Source organism: Oryzomicrobium sp. (genome assembly GCF_021287045.1).
Classification (GTDB): Bacteria; Pseudomonadota; Gammaproteobacteria; order Burkholderiales; family Rhodocyclaceae; genus Oryzomicrobium.
On sequence record NZ_JAJTBG010000006.1, the window covers coordinates 1 to 19,096 of the forward strand.

The following is a 19,096-nucleotide window of genomic DNA, read 5'->3' on the forward strand; positions in this document are numbered from 1 at the left end:
AATCGTGCCAACGTTCACGTGCGGCTTCGTACGTTCGAACTTTTCCTTAGCCATTTCAGCCCCTCAAATTTCGAGACAAAAGAGTGAAAAACCGTGGTGCCCATGGGCAGGATTGAACTGCCGACCTCTCCCTTACCAAGGGAGTGCTCTGCCACTGAGCTACATGGGCGATCCAACAAAACCTTGTTACCGCGCGCTGGAGCGGGTGAAGGGAATCGAACCCTCGTCATAAGCTTGGAAGGCTTCTGCTCTACCATTGAGCTACACCCGCCCAATTTCCAGCTTGGTTCCGAGAGAGCCTGACAACGGGCTTTTCGGTCTTCACCCTGCAACACGATCGACACCGATCGCGCCGCAAGCGGTTTGGTGGAGGAGGAAGGATTCGAACCTTCGAAGGCAGTGCCGTCAGATTTACAGTCTGATCCCTTTGACCGCTCGGGAACTCCTCCGGATCGAAACGGCTAATTGCATCTACCTAGCCTTGCAGCCAAGTAGTCGTTCGAGCCGAGAGGCAGAAGTATAGCAACAATTCCTCCGACGTCTACTCTTTTTTGGCTTTTCTTTCCTTCCCGGGGCGGCGCTCCCCTTTTTGTCGCTTTTCCCCATGCGGAAGACGTCGGACACCCGTTGCAACCACCTTTCGGACACGTCCTTTTCAATCCTCGTAGAATGGCGCCCATAGCCAACGCGGCGCGGACGGGTGGCCGAAAGTACACCTTCCCGGCGACGCCGCAGCCCCCCAACAAGTTGAAACGCTTCGATTATGACCTCGCATCAGCAGAATCCCGCTTCTCCGCCCCCGGAAGCCCTCATCGCCGCCCTGCGCGCCCGCTTCGGCGAACGCTTTTCCCAGGGCGAATCGGTCCGCCTCCAGCACGGCCGCGACGAGTCGGTGCACACGCCGATGCTGCCCGACGGCGTCGTCTTCGCCCAAAGCACCGCCGAGGTGGCCGACGCCGTGGCCCTGTGCCACGCCCATGGCGTTCCGGTGATCCCCTACGGCACCGGCAGTTCGGTGGAAGGCCACGTCCTCGCCCCCCGCGGCGGTATCACCATCGACCTGGCCGGCCTGGGCCAGGTCAAGCACATCCACGCCGAAGACCTGACCGCCACGGTGGAAGCCGGGGTCACCCGCACCCAGTTGAACGCTGCCCTCAAGGGCACCGGCCTGTTCTTCCCCATCGACCCGGGGGCCGACGCCTCCCTGGGCGGCATGGCCTCCACCCGCGCCTCCGGCACCAACGCCGTGCGCTACGGGACCATGAAGGAAAACGTGCTGCAACTCACCGTGGTGCTGCCCGACGGCCAGGTCATCAAGACCGGCAGCCGGGCGCGCAAGTCGTCGGCGGGCTACGACCTGACCCGCCTGTTCGTCGGCGCCGAAGGCACCCTGGGCATCGTCACCGAGCTGACGGTGCGTCTGTACCCGGTGCCCGAGGCCATTTCCGCCGCGGTGTGTGCCTTCCCCAGCGTGGATGAGGCGGTCAACACGGTGATCGAGACCATCCAGTTGGGGGTGCCAGTGGCCCGGGTCGAACTGCTCGACGCGGTGACCATGGGCGCCATCAACCGCTTCTCCAAGACCGACTACCCGGAATCCCCCACCCTGTTCTTCGAGTTCCACGGTTCCGAGGCCGGGGTGGCCGAACAGGCCGAGACGGTGCAGGCCCTGGCCGCCGAGCACGGCGGGCAGAACTTCCAGTGGGCGGCTCGCCCCGAGGACCGCACCCGCCTGTGGCAGGCCCGCCACGACGCCTACTTCGCCTGCCTGCAGATGCAGCCGGGCTGCCGCGCCTTCCCCACCGATGTGTGCGTGCCGATCTCCCGCCTGGCCGAGTGCATCCACGCCACCAACGAGGATATCGCCCAGGTCGGCCTCAAGGTCGCCCTGTTCGGCCACGTCGGCGACGGCAACTTCCATCTAGTGGTACTGGTCGATCCGGACAGCGAAAAGGACATGGCCGCCGCCGAATGGCTCAACGAGCGGGTGGTCGGCCGCGCCATCGACATGGAAGGCACCTGCACCGGCGAGCATGGCATCGGCCTGGGCAAGCAGCAGTTCATGGTGCGGGAGCACGGCCAGGGCGCCGTGGACCTGATGCGCGTGCTCAAGCGCGCCATCGACCCGGCCGACCTGATGAACCCGGGCAAGATCCTGCCCGCTGCCTGAACGGCTGCCGTCCGCTCCATACTTCGACACTCCAACGCGCCGACACGCCACCACCGCCGTGAAGCCCACCCGCCTCCAGCCGATCCTCCACCCGGCCGCCCTCCAGGTCGCGGTGGGTTATGCGTTGGCGGCCCTGGCCTGGATCGCATTGTCGGACTACGTGGTGGACCTCTTCGCCCCCCCGACCGCCAGCGGCGGCTGGCAAAGCCTCAAGGGCGGCGCCTTCGTCCTGCTCACCTCCCTGCTCCTCTACCGGCTGGTCCGCCACCAGTTGGTCCGGCGCGACGAGGGGGCGCCCCTGCCGCCCCAGCAACTGTGGCGCCCGGTGCTCTACTACCTGGTGTTCGCCGCCGCCCTGGGCGGGCTGGCCTTCAGCGTCTACCGCACCGCCGAGCAGGCCATCGACGATACCGTGGCCCGGGACCTGGAGGCGGTGGCCCAGCTCAAGACCAACCAGCTCGTCCGCTGGCTCGACGAGCGGCAGCGCGACGCCCAGAGCATCGCCCTCAACCCTTTGTTCGTCGCCGCCCTGGAGCGCTGGCGCCACACCCCTGGCGGCTCCCGCCAGGCGGTGGACGACACCCTGCGAATGCTGCGCGACACCCTGGGCTACCAGGAAATCCACCTGTTCGCTCCAGACGGCCGAACCCTGCTGGCCAGCACCGGCAGCGAACCCCCAGGCCCCGACGATCTGCCGGCCGGCCTTCCCGGCCTGAACCGGCACCGTGCGGCGCTGACCGACTTTCACTACCGCGGCAGTGGCACGACCCGGCGCATCGCCCTGGACCTGTCGCTGCCCATCGCCACCACCGACGGCCGGCCCCTGGCCATTCTCCAGCTGGAAATCAATCCCGAACGGGATCTGTACCCGGTGCTGCGCCAATGGCCCACCCCCAGCCGCTCGGCGGAGACCTTGCTGGTGCGGCGCGACGACGGCGACGACATGGTCTATCTGGGCGACACCCGCCTCAGCCACGACACCGCCCTGCGCTTGCGCCACTCGCTCAAGGACGACTGGCTGCTCGCCGTCCGGCTGCTCCTGGGCGCCACCGGCCCCCAGCGGGCCCTCGACTACCGCCGCGTGCCGGTGATCGGCGTCGGCAGCCTGATCCCCGACACCCCCTGGCTGCTCATCACCAAGATCGACATCGGCGAGGCGTTCGCCCACCTCACCCTGGTCGGGCGCATCACCGGGCTGGTGCTGGCCTCCCTGCTGCTCGCCGCCGCCCTGGTCGGCATCGCCTCCTGGCGCAGCCTGCTGGCCCGCCACCATACCGCGCAGGAGCGCCAGCGCCTGCAACAGGAAGCCCTGCGCAAGCACTACGACCTGCTTTCCAAACACGCCAACGACATCATTTACCTGGCCGACAGCCAGGGCCACCTGGTGGAATGCAACGACCGGGCCCTGGCCGCCTACGGCCGCAGCCGCGAAGAGTTCCTCACCCTCAACCTGAGCGACCTGCGCACCGAGCAGACTCGCCCGGAACTGACCGGGGTGCTCGACCGGCTGTGGCGCGAGCACCACCTGCTCTACGAAACGGTGCACCAGCGCCGTGACGGCACGCCCTTCCCGGTGGAGGTCAGCGCCCGGGCCCTGGCCATCGAGGGCGAGACCTTCCTCCACGCCGTGGTGCGCGACATCAGCGAGCGCAAGGCGGCCGAGGCGCGCATCGACTACCTGGCGGGCCACGACCCCCTCACCGGCCTGCCCAACCGCAGCCTGCTGGCGGACCGGGCCAGCCTGGTGCTGGACCTGGCCCACCGTTCCGGCAGCCAGGTGGCCCTCGTCTACCTGGACCTGGACCGTTTCCAGGCAATCAACGACACCCTGGGCCACAACCTGGGCGACCGGCTGCTCCAGGAAGTGGCCCAGCGCCTGGAAGCCCAGATCCGCTCGGCGGACACCCTGGCCCGCCTGGGAGGCGACGAGTTCGCCCTGCTCCTGCCCGACACCGACGCCGACGACGCCGCTCACATCGCCGGCAAGCTGCAACAGGCCCTGCGCACCCCCATCGCCCTGGACGGCCACACCCTGCGGGTGTCGATCAGCCAGGGCATCAGCCTCTACCCCCTGGACGCCGACGCCTACAGCGACCTGGTGCGCAACGCCGACGCCGCCCTGCTCGCCGCCAAGAACGCCGGCCGCAACGGCTACCGCTTCTACGAGGCGGCCATGAACGCCCGCATCGCCGAGCAGCTGGCCCTGGAGATGGACCTGCGCGACGCCCTGGAGCACGACGCCCTGCACCTGCACTTCCAGCCCCAGTTCGACCTGGACGACGGCCGCCTGGTGGGGGCCGAGGTGCTGGCGCGCTGGACCCACCCGGACCACGGCCCGATCTCGCCGGCCCGCTTCATTCCCCTGGCCGAGGAAACCGGCCTGATCCTGCCCCTGGGCAACTGGGTGCTGCGCCAGGCCTGCCGCCAATGGCGCACCTGGAGCGACGCCGACCTGATGCCGCCGCCCCTGGCGGTGAACCTCTCCGCCGCCCAGTTCCAGTCCCAGGGACTGCCCGAGGAAGTGGGCGGCATCCTGGCCGACGCCGGCATGGCCGCCGCCAACCTGGAACTGGAGCTGACCGAGAGCATCGTCGCCGAGGACGCGGCCCGGGCCGAGGCCACCATGCGTCGCCTCGCCGCCCAGGGCATCCGCCTCTCCATCGACGATTTCGGCACCGGCTATTCGAGCCTGGCCTACCTGCGCCGCTTCCCCCTCGACAAGCTGAAGATCGACCAGTCCTTCGTCCGCGACCTGGCCAATCCCGGCGGCAGCGACGTGATCGTCATCGCCATCATCCAGCTGGCCAAGGCTCTGGGCCTGGCGGTGATCGCCGAGGGGGTGGAGACCCCCGCCCAGGGCGATTTCCTGCGCCTGCACGGCTGCGACGAGGTGCAGGGCTACCTGTACGGGCGCCCCATGCCGTCGGCCGACTTCGCCACCCTGCTCGCTGCCCACCGACCGGCCGCCCGCACCACCGCGCCCTGACCCCGCCGGGGCGTTTCCAGCGGCTCCTGCCGCCCCCCCCATCCCGGGCCGCGACCGGCGCGAAGTTCTACCCATAAGTCCCCTCCCCGTCTACCCCTGCTGCGACGCAACGTTACGGCGCCGGCGAAGTCCAATAAAGTGATCCCCGCCGCACACCCGCGGCATCCACACAATGGCCGGCGGGGCCCACAAGGCCCCGACCGAATCGCTAACCCCCGCCGCCCGTCGCTCACGGGACGGATCACCGGAGGAGACACCCATGAGCGATCTCTCGTCCTTCACCCTCGAGGACAAATACACCGCCACGTCCGGCCGGATCTACTTGACCGGCATCCAGGCCCTGGTCCGCCTGCCCATGTTGCAGCGGCTGCGCGACGAGGCCGCCGGGCTCAACACCGCCGGTTTCATCTCCGGCTACCGGGGCAGCCCCCTGGGCGCCCTCGACCTGACCCTGTGGAAGGCCCGCCCCCACCTGGAACGGCACCACGTCGTCTTTCAACCCGGCATCAACGAGGACCTGGCCGCCACCGCGGTGTGGGGCAGCCAGCAGGTCGGCCTGAGCCCGGGGGCCCGCTACGACGGGGTGTTCGGCATGTGGTACGGCAAGGGGCCCGGGGTGGACCGCTGCGGCGACGTGTTCCGCCACGCCAACGCCGCCGGCAGCTCCCGCTACGGCGGGGTGCTGGTGGTGGCCGGCGACGACCACGCCGCCAAGTCATCGACCCTGCCGCACCAGACCGAACACCTGTTCAAGGCGGTGATGATGCCGGTGCTCTACCCGGCCAACGTCCAGGAGTACCTGGAGCTGGGCCTGCACGGCTGGGCCATGAGCCGCTACTCGGGCTGCTGGGTGGCCTTCAAGGCCCTGGCCGACACGGTGGAGACCTCGGCCTCGGTGAACGTGGACCCGCTCGGCGTGGACATCCGCCTGCCCACCGACTTCGCCCTGCCCGAGGGCGGCCTCAACATCCGCTGGCCCGACCCGCCCCTGCTCCAGGAAGCCCGCCTCACCCAGCAGAAGCTCTACGCCGCCCTGGCCTACGTGCGCGCCAACAAGCTCAACCGGGTGGTGCTCGACTCCCCGGCGCCGCGCCTGGGCATCCTCACGGCCGGCAAGTCCTACCTGGACGTGATGCAGGCTCTCGACGAACTGGGCATCGACGCCGAACTGGCGGCCCAGATCGGCCTGCGCGTGTTCAAGGTGGCCATGGTCTGGCCCCTGGAGTCCGACGGGGTGCGGCGCTTCGCCGAAGGGCTGGAAGAGATTCTGGTGGTGGAAGAAAAGCGCCAGATGCTCGAATACCAGCTCAAGGAGGAGCTGTACAACTGGCGCGAAGACGTGCGCCCGCGCATCGTCGGCAAGTTCGACGAAAAGGGCGAATGGGCCCAGATTCCCAAGGCCAACGGCATCGTGGACCACGGCGAATGGCTGCTGCCGGCAGCCGGCGAGCTGTCGGTGGCGCGCATCGCCCAGGTGATCGCCCAGCGCATCGAGCGCTTCTTCACCTCGCCGGTGATCGAGGCGCGGCTGAAGCTGATCGAGGCCAAGCAGAAATCCCTGGAAACGCCCCTGGTGCTGGCCGAGCGCAAGCCCACCTTCTGCTCCGGCTGCCCGCACAACACCTCGACCAAGGTGCCCGAGGGCTCCCGTGCCGTGGCCGGCATCGGCTGCCACTACATGGCCACCTGGATGACCGACCGGCCCACCACCACCTTCACCCACATGGGCGGCGAGGGCGTGCCCTGGGTCGGCCAGGCGCCCTTCACCAACGAGAAGCACATCTTCGCCAACCTGGGCGACGGCACCTACTTCCACTCCGGGATTCTGGCGATCCGCCAGGCGGTGGCAGCCAAGGTGCCGATCACCTACAAGATCCTCTACAACGACGCGGTGGCCATGACCGGCGGCCAGCCCCTCGACGGCACCCTGACCGTGCCCCAGCTGACCCGCCAGCTGGAGGCCGAGGGCATCGCCAAGATGGTCATCGTCACCGACGAGCCGGAGAAGTACGACGGTGTCACCGACCTGGCCACCCCGGGCGGGCAACCGATCCCGGTGCGCCACCGGGACGAGCTGGATGCGATCCAGCGCGAACTGCGCGAGTATCCGGCCCCCTCGATTCTCATCTACGACCAGACCTGCGCCACCGAGAAGCGCCGCCGGCGCAAGCGGGGCAAGATGATCGACCCGCCCAAGCGCGCCTTCATCAACGAGCTGGTGTGCGAAGGTTGCGGCGACTGCTCCCGGGAATCGAACTGCATGGCGGTGGTGCCGGTGGACACCGACTTCGGCCGCAAGCGGGCCATCGACCAGTCCGCCTGCAACAAGGACTTTTCCTGCCTGCGCGGCTTCTGCCCCTCGTTCGTCACCGTGGAAGGCGGCACCTTGAAGAAGGGCCGCGCCGTGGCCGGCACCGAAGCCCCCTTCCCCGAGCCGCCCCAGCCGACGCTGCCGGACACCGCCCGGCCCTTCAACCTGCTGGTGACCGGCGTCGGCGGCACCGGGGTGGTGACCCTGGGCGCCCTGATCGGCATCGCCGCCCACCTGGACGGCAAGGGCATCTCGGTGCTCGACATGACCGGGCTGGCGCAAAAGTTCGGCGCCGTCTTCTCCCACATCCGCATCGCCGACCGGCCCGAGGACATCCACGCCACCCGCATCGCCACCGGCGAGGCGGATGCGGTGCTGGGCGGCGACCTGATCGTCACCGCCGGCAGCGAGGCCCTGGCCAAGATGCTCAAGGGCACCACCCGGGTGGTGGCCAACGTGGCCGAGACGCCCACGTCCGACTTCCTGCTCGACCCGGACTGGCAGCCCCCCACGGAAAAGCTCGACCGGCGCCTGGAAGACACGGTGGGCGAGGACAACGTCTGGTTCCTCGACGCCCAGAAGCTGGCCACGGCCCTGATGGGGGACGCCCTTTACACCAACATGTTCCTGCTCGGCTACGCCTGGCAGAAGGGCCTGATCCCCCTGACCCTGCCGTCCCTGCGCCGGGCCATCGAGTTGAACGCCACTACGGTGGACAAGAACCTGTCCGCCTTCCTGTGGGGCCGCCGCGCCGCCACCGACCTGGCGGCGGTGCAGCGCATCGCCGAGCCGCCGGAGGTGGTGCACCTGCATCCGTCCCAGTCTCTCGACGACTTGGTGCAAAGCCGCGCCGCCTTCCTCACCGCCTACCAGAACGCCGCCTACGCCGAGCGCTACCGCCGCCTGGTGGAACGGGTGCGCGCCCTCGAAGCGCCCCTGGGCGGCAGCGCCCTGAGCGAGGCGGTGGCCCGCTACTACTTCAAGGTGCTGGCGATCAAGGACGAGTACGAAGTGGCCCGGCTGTACACCGACGGCACCTTCACCGAGCGCCTCCAGGCAGTGTTCGAGGGGGTACCGGGCAAGGACTACCAGGTGCATGCCTACCTGGCCCCGCCCCTGTGGACCAAGCCCGACCCAATCACCGGCAAGACCCGCAAGCACCGCTACGGCCCGTGGATCTGGCCGGCGCTGCACGTCCTGGCCCGGCTGCGCTTCCTGCGCGGCACCGCCTTCGACGTCTTCGCCCGCAGCGAGGACCGGCGCCAGGAACGGCAGCAGCTGGCCGACTACGAGGCCGACGTGGAACTGATCCTGGAGCGGCTGGCCGGTGCACGGGGCGACGGCGCGGCGGAGGCGCGGGAATCGTCCCAGGAAAGCACCCGAGAAAGCGCCCGGGCCGCGGCTCTGGCCCTGGCGCGCCTGCCGGAAAAAATCCGCGGCTACGGCGCGGTGGGCGCCGCCAGCGCCAGGCCGGTGGCCGAGGAGCGGGTCCGGCTGCGGGCCGCCCTGACGGCGCCGGCCCAGCCCCAATCCCGGACCGGCCGGCCGGTGCCGGTGCGGGTGGTGGCGGCCTGATCCCGCCGCAACGGGCTCCCCGGCCAACGCTGGGGAGCCCGGGCCCGCATCGTCCGCCGGATTGCCAAGCGAAAGCGTCGGGCGGTGCCGTGACCGGCCCTGCGGATGCGGGATCGCCCATCGGCAGAGCACACCGGGTAGCGCCGCCCGGCTTCCGCCTTCTCCGCCGACGGGGCACGCACGGTCCGCCAAGCGGCCCGGGTACAATCGCCCCCCATGTCCGCCCCTCCCCTGCCCCCCGCCGACGCGCCCGCTACGTCCGACGCCTCTGCGTCGCCTGACGCCCCCGGCGCTGTCGAAACTGCCGAAATCGCCGACGGCGCCTCCGCCGAGGCCGCCCCCTACCCGACGCCGCGCCGCCAGCTGGCGCTCCAGGGCGGCGCCATCTTCCTCGTGCTGTGCATCGCCGTGCCCGCCTTCGGCCTGGGGAGCACGCCCTGGCCCTGGGGCGGCATCGCCCTGGCCATTGGCGCCACCGCCTTCGTCCTGGCGGTGCTGACCCGCCAGCCCTGGTGGTGGAAAGCCATCCACGCCGTGTTCTTTCCCCTGGCCTGGAGCGTGGCCCACCTGGGCATCGACCCGGGCTGGTTCCTGCTCGCCGCCATCCTGCTGCTGCTCGTCTATCGCGGCGCCCTCACCGGCCAAGTGCCCCTGTTCCTGTCCAACCGGGCGACGGTGCACGCCCTGGCCGAGCGTCTGCCGCAAGGCGCCCGGGTGGTGGACCTGGGAGCCGGCATCGGCAGCGTGGTCTTTCCCCTGGCCCGGCTACGCCCGGACCTGCGCCTGACCGGCATCGAGAACGCGCCCCTGACCTGGTTCGCCGGCCGCCTGCGCCGCGCCCTGTCGCCCCGCACCCGGGTGGACTGGCGCTATGGCAGCCTGTGGGATGCCGCCCTAGGCGACTACGACGCGGTGTACGCCTTTCTCTCCCCGGCCCCCATGCCGGCCCTGTGGGACAAGGCGCGGGCGGAGCTGCCCCCGGGCGGGCTCCTGGTATCGAACAGTTTTGCCGTACCGGACGTGGCTCCGGACGAAGAGATCGTGGTGGCCGACGGCAGCCGGCAGCTGTTCGTGTACCGGGTGGCCCCCGCCTGAGCGGGCCGGCGGCATGCAATAAGAAAAGGGGGCCTAGGCCCCCTTTTTCATTGTGCAGCGACGGTCTGGCCTACAGGCGGATGCCGTAGCGGCTGGCGGTGACCAGGGCCTGGGTGCGGCTGGAGACTCCCAGGGCCTTGAAGATGGCGGTGATGTGAATCTTCACCGTGCCCTCGGAGAGGCCGAGGATCTGGGCGATGTCACGGTTCGACTTGCCCCGGGCCATCAGGCCGAGGACCTCGGCCTGGCGTTCGGTGAGACCGTAGTCGGCCGGCGAGGCATCCTTGCCCACCTGGCCGGGGGGCACATCCACCTGGCCGCGCTGCACCGGCGGGCGGCTGGGGGTGAAGATCTGGCCTTCGAGCACCAGGCGCAGGGCGGCCAGCAGGGCCTCGGAAGAATAGGACTTGGGCACGAAGCCGGAAGCGCCGACCTTGAGCGCCCGTGTGACGGTGTGGGTGTCGTCGTAGGCCGAGACGATCACCACCGGCAGGGCCGGGAAGCGGTCGCGGAACATGGTCAGGCAGCTCAGGCCCTCGACCCCGGGCAGGGCCAGGTCGAGCAGCACCAAGTCCAGGTCAGGGTTGGACTCGACCAGGGACATGCCGAGCACGCATTCGCCGGCCTCCAAAACCTTCACTTCGTCGTCGAGCTGGCGCACCACATTGGCCAGTCCTTCACGGACGAGAGCGTGGTCTTCGATGACGAGCAACTTGAGCATGGTTCCCCCGGGACGGCCTATTCATGACGTTCGGCTGGCCGCGATTGTATCACCTCGCACACCCCATGCTCGGCCCCGTAATGGTTGGGTTAATATGACAATTCCCATCACAGAGGAGGCCCGTCATCATGTCAGACCCCATCTCCGCTTCGGATCCCATGGAGTTCATGCGCAACATGTGGGGGCAGCTCGGCTTCTCCCTGCCCGGCATGGTCGCGCCGACCCTGGATGTGGACGAACTGGAAAAACGCATCAAGGACCTCAAGGCGGTCGAAGGCTGGCTGCGCATGAACCTGTCGATGCTGCAACTGACCATCCAGGGCCTGGAAATGCAGCACTCCACCCTGGGCGCGGTGCGCGCCATGGGCACCATGGCCAAGGCCAACACCCCCCAGTCCACCGGCGAGAACGGCGCCGGCGGCGAGGCCGCCCAGGCCTTCACCGCCGCCGCGACCCAGGCCGCCCTGTGGCCCCTCAACCTGATGAGCCAGATGCAAGCCCAGGTCCAGGACCACCTGGAACAGCACTTCGCCAACGAGCCGGCCCCGGCCGAGCCCGCCGCCGCCAAACCGGCCCAGGCCGCCAGCGCCAAGAAGGCGGCGCCGCGCAAGCCTGCCGCCAAGGCGGGCAGCAAGTCCGGAGGCGGCAAGGCCGGCTGAATCCACCGCCACGGCGGCACCTGCGCAATGACGAAAGCCCGGGCGTGCCCGGGCTTTTGCTTTGGCGGAACCGATACCCGCCGGCGCCCAGGCCAACACCTCAGGCCGGAGCCGGGCATGGCACATGACACGGCGGAGGTCGACAACGGCGGCGTCCGGCGTACTCCCCTCAGCCCCCCGCCAGCCAGCCGGCCCACAGGGGCATGGTGAACATGGAGGCCACGGTGGTGGCGGAAATCAGCCAGGCCACGCTCTGGCCGTCACCGCCCATGCGCATGGCCAGGATGTAGGCCGACGAGGCGGTGGGCAGGGCGGCGAACAGCACCGCCACTTGCAGGTTGAGGCCGTCCAGGCCCAGGGCCCGGCCGAGCAGCAGGGCGGCCACAGGCAGGGCGAACAGCTTGACCGCCACCAGGTAGACGCCAGCGCCGCGCAGGGGCGTGCCGCCGCGAAAGCGCAGCGCCGCCCCCACCGCCATCAGGCCCAGGGCCACTGAGGCGTCCCCCAGGCGGCCGAGGAAGACCTGCAAGGGCTTGGGCGGGACGAAGCCCAGCAGGTTGAGGGCCAGGCCGGCCAGGGTGGCCCAGATCAGGGGGTTACGGGCGATCTCGCGCCACACGTTGGCCTCGGCGTGGCGGGCCAGCATCCACACCGCCACGGTGTTGGCCAGGGGCACGGCGCAGCCGGTGACCAGGGCCATGGTGGCGATGCCCGGGGCGCCGAACAGCAGCCCGGCGCTGGCCAGGGCCACGTAAGTGTTGAAGCGGAAGCTGCACTGGAAGACCGAGGCGAACACCATCGGCGTCGGGCGGAACACCGGCCGCACCAGGGCGCCCAGCACCATCCCCACCCCCATCGCCAGGTAGGCGGTGAGCACCAGGGGCGCGGCGGCCCCCAGGTCCAGGGGGGTCTTCATCACCGCGTTGACCAGCAGGGCGGGGAAGAGGACGTAGTAGACGACCTTTTCCAGGCCGGTCCAGAAGTGGTCGCCCAGGTGCAAGTGGCGGCGAAGGCCGTAGCCGAGCAGGATCAGGGCGAAATCGGGAAGGAGCAGGAGAGCGGCGGACATGGGGCGATTCTACGCAATGCGCGTCCCGGGGACACACCGGCCGATGGACGGAGATCGGCCATGGGCGCGGCGTTCGGCCAGGTCGGCGCACCGCGGGGGGCATCCGCACGGCTGGTGGTGCGGGCCTGTGGAGGCGGTGGCAAGCGGTGGCAGCCGGTCCGGCGGCGCCATGCAGGCGTGGCGCCGCGTCGATCCATTAATTTTCTTCAAGTATTTGGAAGCGCCAGCCGCCAAACCCAACGACTGGCGCGGACCTTTGATTTCCCCCCGGTCGGATACTTGAATATTTTTAATATATCGCCCGGCCGGGCGGGCAATCCGGCGCCGAGCGACGGCCAACCTCCGACCGCCACCCTCTGGCGGCCTGCCGCCGACCGGCGTCCTAAAGGATGCCCTGGGCCAGCAGGCCGTCCACCTCGTCCATGGCGAAGCCCGCGTCGAGCAGGATGGCCCGGCTGTCCTGGCCTGGGGCCGGCGGTTCCCCTCCGGCGGTCAGGCGCACCCCGTCCATGACGAAGGGGGAGGCGGCGGCGCCGCTGCGCAGCTCATCTCCGGCCAGCCCCCGGGCCTGGAACTGGGGCAGGTGCAGGGCTTCCTCCGGGGTCAGCACCGGGGTGACGCAGGCGTCCACCGTGGCAAAGCGTTCGGCCCAGTGGGCCAGGGGACGGCTGGCGATCAGGTCGGCCACCGCGGCGCGCAGGGCGTCGCGCTCGGCCCCGTCCAGGTGCTGCTGGCCGGCCCACTCCGGCCGCTCCACGGTGGCGCAGAAGGCCGCCCAGAACTTGGCCTCCAGGGCGCCCACCGCCAGGTGGCGGCCGTCCTGGGTGGCGTAGACGCCGTACCAGGGCAGCCCGCCGGTGAGCATTTCCTCGCCCCGGGGCGCGGCGGCGCCGGCCTCGGCGAGCAGGGGGGTCATGTGGTGGGTGAGCACCACCTCGGCCATGGCCACGTCGAGCATCCGCCCCTGGCCGCTCTGCCGGGCGCCGTAGAGGGCGGCGACGATGGACAGGGCGGCCGGCAGGGCGCCACCGAGCAGGTCGCCGATTTGCAGGCTGGGAATGGCGGGCTGGACGGCGCCGGTGCTGGCGGTGCGCTCCAACACGCCGCTGACCGCCAGGTAGTTGAGGTCGTGGCCGGCCAGGTCGCGCCAGGGGCCGTCCTGGCCGTAGCCGGTGATGGCGCAATAGACCAGGCGCGGATTGACGGCCTTGAGCGCCTCGTAGCCCAGGCCGAGGCGGTCCATCACCCCGGGGCGGAAGCTTTCCACCAGCACGTCGGCGGATTCGGCCAGGCGGCGCAGCACGGCCTTGCCCAGGGGATGCTTGAGGTCCAGGCGCAGGGCGCGCTTGCCCCGGTTGAGGGCGCGGAAGAAGCGGCTGTCGGAATCGCGCAAGCCGGGAGGCGGCGGGCCCATTTCCCGGGCGTAGTCGCCGGCGCCGGTGTCCTCGATCTTGATGATCTCGGCCCCCAGGTCGGCCAGGTGGCGGGTGGCCAGGGGGCCGGGCAGCAGCCGGGTCAGGTCGAGGACGCGCACACCGTGCAGCGGGGCGGCGGCGGATGATGTGGGGGAGGAAGGGCGGGTCACGGCAGCGACTCCAGGCAGGGCCGGATGAAAAACCCCGGGACCGCAGCGATGACGGGCCCGGGGTTGCGGAAAGGCATGGAAGGGCGGAGCGGGATCAGTCGTACTTGCGGGCGTCCTCGATCACCTTGCCGTCGTTGGGCAAGGCGCCGGGGGCGGCCAGGACGACCTCGCCGCGCAGCTTGGTGATGTCGCGCACGCTGCCCACCAGGGCTTCGGCCAGGCCGTCGGGCCGGCTGTCGACCTCGCAATGCACCACCATGTTGTCCTGGCCGGAAGCGTTGTCCACCACGATGCGGGCGCGGCGCACCTCGGGATGGCGCTTGACCAGGGCCGCCACCTGGGAGGGATGGACGAACATGCCCTTGATCTTGGTGGTCTGGTCGGCCCGGCCCATCCAGCCCTTGATGCGGGTGTTGGTGCGGCCGCAGGGGGAGATGCCGGGCAGCACCGCCGACATGTCGCCGGTGGCGAAGCGGATCAGCGGGTAGTCCGGGTTGAAGGTGGTCACCACCACCTCGCCCACCTCCCCTTCGGCCACCGGGTCGCCGGTGCCGGGGCGGACGATCTCGACGATGATGTCTTCGTCGATGACCATGCCTTCCATGGCCGGGGTCTCGTAGGCGATCAGCCCCAGGTCGGCGGTGGCGTAGCACTGCAACACCTGCAATCCCCGCTCCTGGAAGCTCTTGCGTACCACCGGCAGCAGGGCCTCGCCGGACACCAGGGCCGTCTTCAGGCTGGAGATGTCGGCGCCCTGCTCGTCGGCCTTGTCGGCAATGATCTTGAGGAAGGACGGGGTGCCGACGTAGCCAGCCGGGCGCATCAGGGTGATGGCCTCAACCTGCTGGTCGGTCTGCCCCACCCCGGCGGGGAACATCGGGCAGCCCAGGCGGGCGATGCCGCCGGCGAAGATGAAGGCCCCCGGGGTGAAGTGAAAGGAAAAGCAGTTGTGCACCAGGTCGCCGGGGCGAAAGCCGGCGGCGTAGAGGGCCCGGGCCATGCGCCAGGGGTCCTGGCCCTTGCCTTCCGGCTCCAGGATCGGCCCGGGGGAGCAATAGACGTGGCGCAGGTTGCCAAGCGGCGTGGCGGCCAGGCCGCCGAAGGGCGGGGCCGCCTTCTGTCGCTCGATCAGGTCGGACTTGTGGATCACCGGCAGGGCGGCCAGGGCCGCCCGGTTGTGGATGTCGGCCGGGTCGATGTCGGCCAGGATCTCGGCGAAATAGGGGGCGTGGGCCTTGGCATGGGCCGCCTGGCGTGGCAGGCGGTCGAACAGGGAACGCTCCCGCTCGGCGGGGTCGCGGGTTTCGAGAGAGTCGTAGTGGGGCATGGCAGCCTCGCGAAACGAAAGGGTTGGGCCGGTGCTGGTTGGGGGATGCGGGGTCTGGCGACGGCTTTCGCGGCGAACCGGGTCCGCTCCGGCGGCAACAGGGGAGCCGCGGGCCGGCCGCTGCCGGACCCGGGGCGCTGCGCCGTGCCGCGGGAGGGGATCAGGAAAGCCAGCGCTTGCGCCGGCGGTAGTGCTTGACGTCGCGGAAGCTCTTGCGCCCGGCGGAGGACAGGCCCAGGTAGAACTCCTTGACGTCCTCGTTGCTGCGCAGCTCTTCGGCGGCGCCTTCCATGACGATGCGCCCCGATTCGAGGATGTAGCCGAAGTCGGCGTAGCGCAGGGCCACCATGGTGTTCTGCTCGGCGAGCAGGAAGCTGACGTTTTCCCGGGCGTTGAGGTCCTTCACGATCTCGAAGATCTCCTCGACGATCTGGGGCGCCAGGCCCATGGAGGGCTCGTCGAGCAGGATCATTTCCGGGCTGGCCATCAGCGCCCGGCCGATGGCGCACATCTGCTGCTCGCCGCCGGAGGTGTAGCCAGCCTGGGACTTGCGCCGGGTCTTGAGGCGCGGGAAGTAGTGGTAGACCTTCTCCAGGCTCTCGTTGAGCTGGCCCCGGGAGATGGACTGGGTGTAGGCCCCGGTGAGGAGGTTCTCCTCGATGGTCAGGTGGCCGAAGCAGTGGCGCCCTTCCATCACCTGGATGACGCCCTGGCGCACCAGGTCGGAAGGCGTCAGCTGGTCCACCCGGGAACCCTTGAATTCGACGCTGCCCTTGGTGACGTCGCCCCGTTCGGCGCGCAGCAGGTTGGAGATGGCCTTCAGGGTGGTGGTCTTGCCCGCGCCGTTGGCGCCGAGCAGGGCGACGATCTTGCCCTTGGGCACGGTCAGGGAAACCCCCTTCAGCACCAGGATCACGTGGTCGTAGATGACCTCGATGTTGTTGATGCTCAGGTAGTCGGCACCGGGTACTGCGGCAATGTGTGCGGTCATGTGTCGTCCCGTTTCACAGGTGGCGGGGCGGGCGCGGCGCCCAGGGGCGCCGCGCCGCTTTCCTCGCGGCTTACTTTTCCTTGGAGCAGTCGCGCGGGGTGATGCCCTTTTCCTTGGCGTACTGCTTGGCCGAGGCTTCGAACAGCGGGTGGATCAGGGACTTGTTGCCCTCGATCCAGTCGGACACGGGCACCCACTTGGCGCCGTCCCACTGCTGGATCTTCACCTTGCCGGAACCCTCGTGGTTGCTGCAGGAGGTCTTCACCTCGGGCAGCAGGCCGGTGGCGCCCAGGGTCTTGATGCGGGCGTCGGTGACGTTGAGGTTCTCAAGACCCCAGCGCACCTGCTCGCCGGTCATGGACTTGCCCTTGCCGTACTTTTCCTGGGCCTTGTAGATGGCCTCCACCGACACCACGGCGGCGGATACGCCGCGGTTGTAGAGGATGGTGCCGAGCTTGGACTTGTCCTTCAGGTTGCCGTGGCCGCCGGCATAGACCACCTTCTCGATGTCGGCGATGAGGGGCACGCTCTTGCCGGCCACGTTCCAGGTGGCGGACATGTAGCCCTTGGCGGCGTCGCCGGCGGGCACGGTGTCCTCCTCGGAGCCGGCCCACCAGGAGCCGACGATCTTGTCGCGGGGGTAGCCCACCTTCTGGGCGGCCTTCAGGGCGGTCTGGTTCATCACCCCCCAGCCCCAGAAGATCACGTAGTCGGGCTTTTCCTGGCGGATCTTGAGCCACTGGGCGCCCTGCTCGTTACCCGGGTGGGCCACGGGAATCTGCACCAGGTTGAACTTGTTCAGGCGGCTCTCGGCCTCCAGGGCGACGATCGGCTCCTTGCCGTAGGCGGAGTCGTGGTACAGGAAGACGATCTTCTTGCCGTCCAGGCTGCCCTTTTCCTTGTCCTTGAGGAACTTGACGATGGCCGAAGCCTGCATCTGGTAGGTGGTGATCAGGGGGAAGGCGTAGGGAAAGACCGAGCCGTCCACCGCATCGGTACGGCCGTAGCCCATCATCGCCAGGGGCAGCTTGTCCTGGGCGGACTTGTCCACCAGGGCGTAGGAGATGCCGGTGGACATGGTGTGGATCGGACCGGCAGAAACCTTGGCCTTGGACTTGAGGCGCTCGTAGCACTCGACGCCCTTGGCGTTGTTGTACTCGGTTTCGCACTCTTCCCAGGTGATCTTCACCCCGTTGATCCCGCCGTTCTTCATGTTGACGTAGTTCAGGTAGTCGATGAACCCGCCGTAGAAAGCCTCGCCGTTGGCGCCGTAGGGGCCGACGCGGTAGGAGGGGATGGGGAAGAACTGGTCGTCGGCCATAGCAGCGCCGGGAGCAGCAAACACGGCGGCCACGGCAGCGGCGCAGGCAACGGATTTGAATTGCTTGAACATGATGTGTCTCCTCTTCGTTGGTATGGAACTACACGGCGGAGGGGCCGCCCCTTCGATACGGATTCGCTTTCGGCCGGCCAACGCGGCGGTGCGACGCCGGCCGGTTGAAGCGAAGCCGTATCAGTGGGGGAAAGGCCACAGCCGCAGTTTCTCCTTGGCGATCTGCCACAGACGGGCCAGCCCGTGCGGCTCGACGATCAGGAAGAACATGATGAGCGCGCCGAAGATCATCGTCTGGATGTGGGAGATGGACGCCCCATCCACCGGCAGGCTCAGGGTTTCGGACAGGGCCGGCAGCAGCACGTCGAGCAGCACCGGCAGCAGCAGGATGAAGGCTGCGCCGACGAAGCTGCCGAGGATGCTGCCCACCCCGCCGATGATGATCATGAACAGGATCTTGAACGACAGCTCCAGGGAGAAGCCGTCCGGCTCCACCGAGCCCAGGTAGCAGAAGGCGTATAGGGCACCGGCCACGCCGCAGTAGAAGGAACTGACGGCGAAGGCGGTGAGCTTGGTGCGCATGATGCGAAAACCGATCACCTCGGCGGCCACGTCCATGTCGCGCACCGCCATCCAGGAGCGGCCGACGTTGCCGCGCACCAGGTTCTTGGCGGCCAGGGCCAGTACCACGACGATGCCCAGCACCAGCAGGTACTTGTCCTGGGGCGAGTTGAATTCGTGGCCGAAGATGATGATCTTCTGCGCCGAGATCACACCGGAGGAGGAGTTGTTGGACAACCAGGGGAACTTGGTCAGGCACCAGACGATGAAGAACTGGGCCGCCAGGGTCGCCACCGCCAGGTAGAAGCCCTTGATGCGCAGGGACGGCAGGCCGAACAGGATGCCCACCCCGGCGGCGACGACGCCGCCGAGCAGGAAGGACACCAGGATCGGAATGCCCTCGATGCGCAGCTGGAAGTTGTAGGCGGCGTAGGCGCCCACCGCCATGAAGGCGGCGGAGCCCAGGGACAGCTGGCCGGCGTAGCCGGTCAGGATGTTCAGCCCCAGGGCCGCCAGGGCGAAGATCAGGAAGGGGATGAGGATGGCCGAGAACCAGTATTCGCTGGCGAACATCGGCACCCCGAGGAAGGCCACGGCCAGCAGCACGACCATGCCGATGCGGTCCTGGCGGATGGGCAGAATCTGCTGGTCGGCCCCGTAGCTCGTCTTGAACTGACCGGCTTCACGATAAAACATGGGTTGTCTCCGTCTTG

Annotated in this window: 12 protein-coding genes and 3 tRNA genes; 5 read left to right on the top strand and 10 right to left on the bottom strand. The window is 69.0% G+C overall.

From position 1 onward, the window contains the following. Positions 1–94: 94 nt before the first annotated feature. The 3 genes from LWW89_RS07815 to LWW89_RS07825 all read right to left on the bottom strand — a co-directional run bounded on the left by LWW89_RS07815 (position 95) and on the right by LWW89_RS07825 (position 449). Positions 95–169: transfer RNA gene (locus LWW89_RS07815), tRNA-Thr, on the bottom strand. 28 nt (positions 170–197) lie between these two features. Then, a tRNA-Gly gene (locus LWW89_RS07820) sits at positions 198–271 on the bottom strand. Between the two features lie 93 nt (positions 272–364). Further along, positions 365–449, bottom strand: a tRNA-Tyr gene (locus LWW89_RS07825). Between the two features lie 314 nt (positions 450–763). Between LWW89_RS07825 and LWW89_RS07830 the strand changes: the two genes are divergently transcribed. The 4 genes from LWW89_RS07830 (at position 764) to LWW89_RS07845 (ending at position 10,137) form a co-directional block, all read left to right on the top strand. Then, entirely contained in the window at positions 764–2,170 is a 1,407-nt protein-coding gene (locus tag LWW89_RS07830; protein ID WP_293263483.1) for an FAD-linked oxidase C-terminal domain-containing protein, read from the top strand. A 58-nt stretch (positions 2,171–2,228) separates the two neighbouring features. Further along, positions 2,229–5,156 carry an EAL domain-containing protein gene (locus LWW89_RS07835; protein WP_293263484.1) on the top strand — a complete coding sequence of 976 codons (2,928 nt, stop codon included), beginning with the start codon at positions 2,229–2,231 and terminating at the stop codon, positions 5,154–5,156. 259 nt (positions 5,157–5,415) lie between these two features. Then, positions 5,416–9,042: an indolepyruvate ferredoxin oxidoreductase family protein gene (locus tag LWW89_RS07840; protein WP_293263485.1), complete on the top strand. Its 3,627-nt coding sequence runs from the start codon at positions 5,416–5,418 to the stop codon at positions 9,040–9,042. Between the two features lie 216 nt (positions 9,043–9,258). Further along, positions 9,259–10,137: a class I SAM-dependent methyltransferase gene (locus tag LWW89_RS07845; RefSeq protein ID WP_293263486.1), complete on the top strand. Its 879-nt coding sequence runs from the start codon at positions 9,259–9,261 to the stop codon at positions 10,135–10,137. A gap of 70 nt (positions 10,138–10,207) precedes the next feature. Here the strand turns inward: LWW89_RS07845 and LWW89_RS07850 are convergent, their stop codons facing one another. After that, positions 10,208–10,858, bottom strand: a complete 651-nt coding sequence (locus LWW89_RS07850) for a response regulator transcription factor (protein WP_293263487.1) — start codon at positions 10,856–10,858, stop codon at positions 10,208–10,210. A gap of 128 nt (positions 10,859–10,986) precedes the next feature. Here LWW89_RS07850 and LWW89_RS07855 point away from each other — a divergent pair, with 128 nt between their 5' ends. Then, a complete protein-coding gene (locus LWW89_RS07855; RefSeq protein WP_293263488.1) occupies positions 10,987–11,517 on the top strand; it encodes a PhaM family polyhydroxyalkanoate granule multifunctional regulatory protein in 531 nt (176 codons plus the stop codon). A gap of 169 nt (positions 11,518–11,686) precedes the next feature. Here the strand turns inward: LWW89_RS07855 and LWW89_RS07860 are convergent, their stop codons facing one another. The 6 genes from LWW89_RS07860 to LWW89_RS07885 all read right to left on the bottom strand — a co-directional run bounded on the left by LWW89_RS07860 (position 11,687) and on the right by LWW89_RS07885 (position 19,079). After that, on the bottom strand, positions 11,687–12,586 hold the full coding sequence (locus tag LWW89_RS07860; RefSeq protein WP_293263489.1) for an AEC family transporter: 900 nt from the start codon (positions 12,584–12,586) through the stop codon (positions 11,687–11,689). 382 nt (positions 12,587–12,968) lie between these two features. After that, a complete protein-coding gene (locus tag LWW89_RS07865) occupies positions 12,969–14,171 on the bottom strand; it encodes a CaiB/BaiF CoA-transferase family protein (protein WP_293263490.1) in 1,203 nt (400 codons plus the stop codon). A gap of 94 nt (positions 14,172–14,265) precedes the next feature. Next, the gene (locus LWW89_RS07870; RefSeq protein ID WP_293263491.1) at positions 14,266–15,498 is read right to left on the bottom strand and encodes an AMP-binding protein; all 1,233 of its coding nucleotides are present in this window, start codon (positions 15,496–15,498) and stop codon (positions 14,266–14,268) included. 160 nt (positions 15,499–15,658) lie between these two features. After that, positions 15,659–16,489: an ABC transporter ATP-binding protein gene (locus LWW89_RS07875; RefSeq protein ID WP_293263492.1), complete on the bottom strand. Its 831-nt coding sequence runs from the start codon at positions 16,487–16,489 to the stop codon at positions 15,659–15,661. A gap of 70 nt (positions 16,490–16,559) precedes the next feature. Continuing rightward, entirely contained in the window at positions 16,560–17,882 is a 1,323-nt protein-coding gene (locus LWW89_RS07880) for an ABC transporter substrate-binding protein (RefSeq protein ID WP_293263493.1), read from the bottom strand. A gap of 120 nt (positions 17,883–18,002) precedes the next feature. Further along, positions 18,003–19,079 carry a branched-chain amino acid ABC transporter permease gene (locus tag LWW89_RS07885; protein ID WP_293263494.1) on the bottom strand — a complete coding sequence of 359 codons (1,077 nt, stop codon included), beginning with the start codon at positions 19,077–19,079 and terminating at the stop codon, positions 18,003–18,005. Positions 19,080–19,096: the final 17 nt, after the last annotated feature.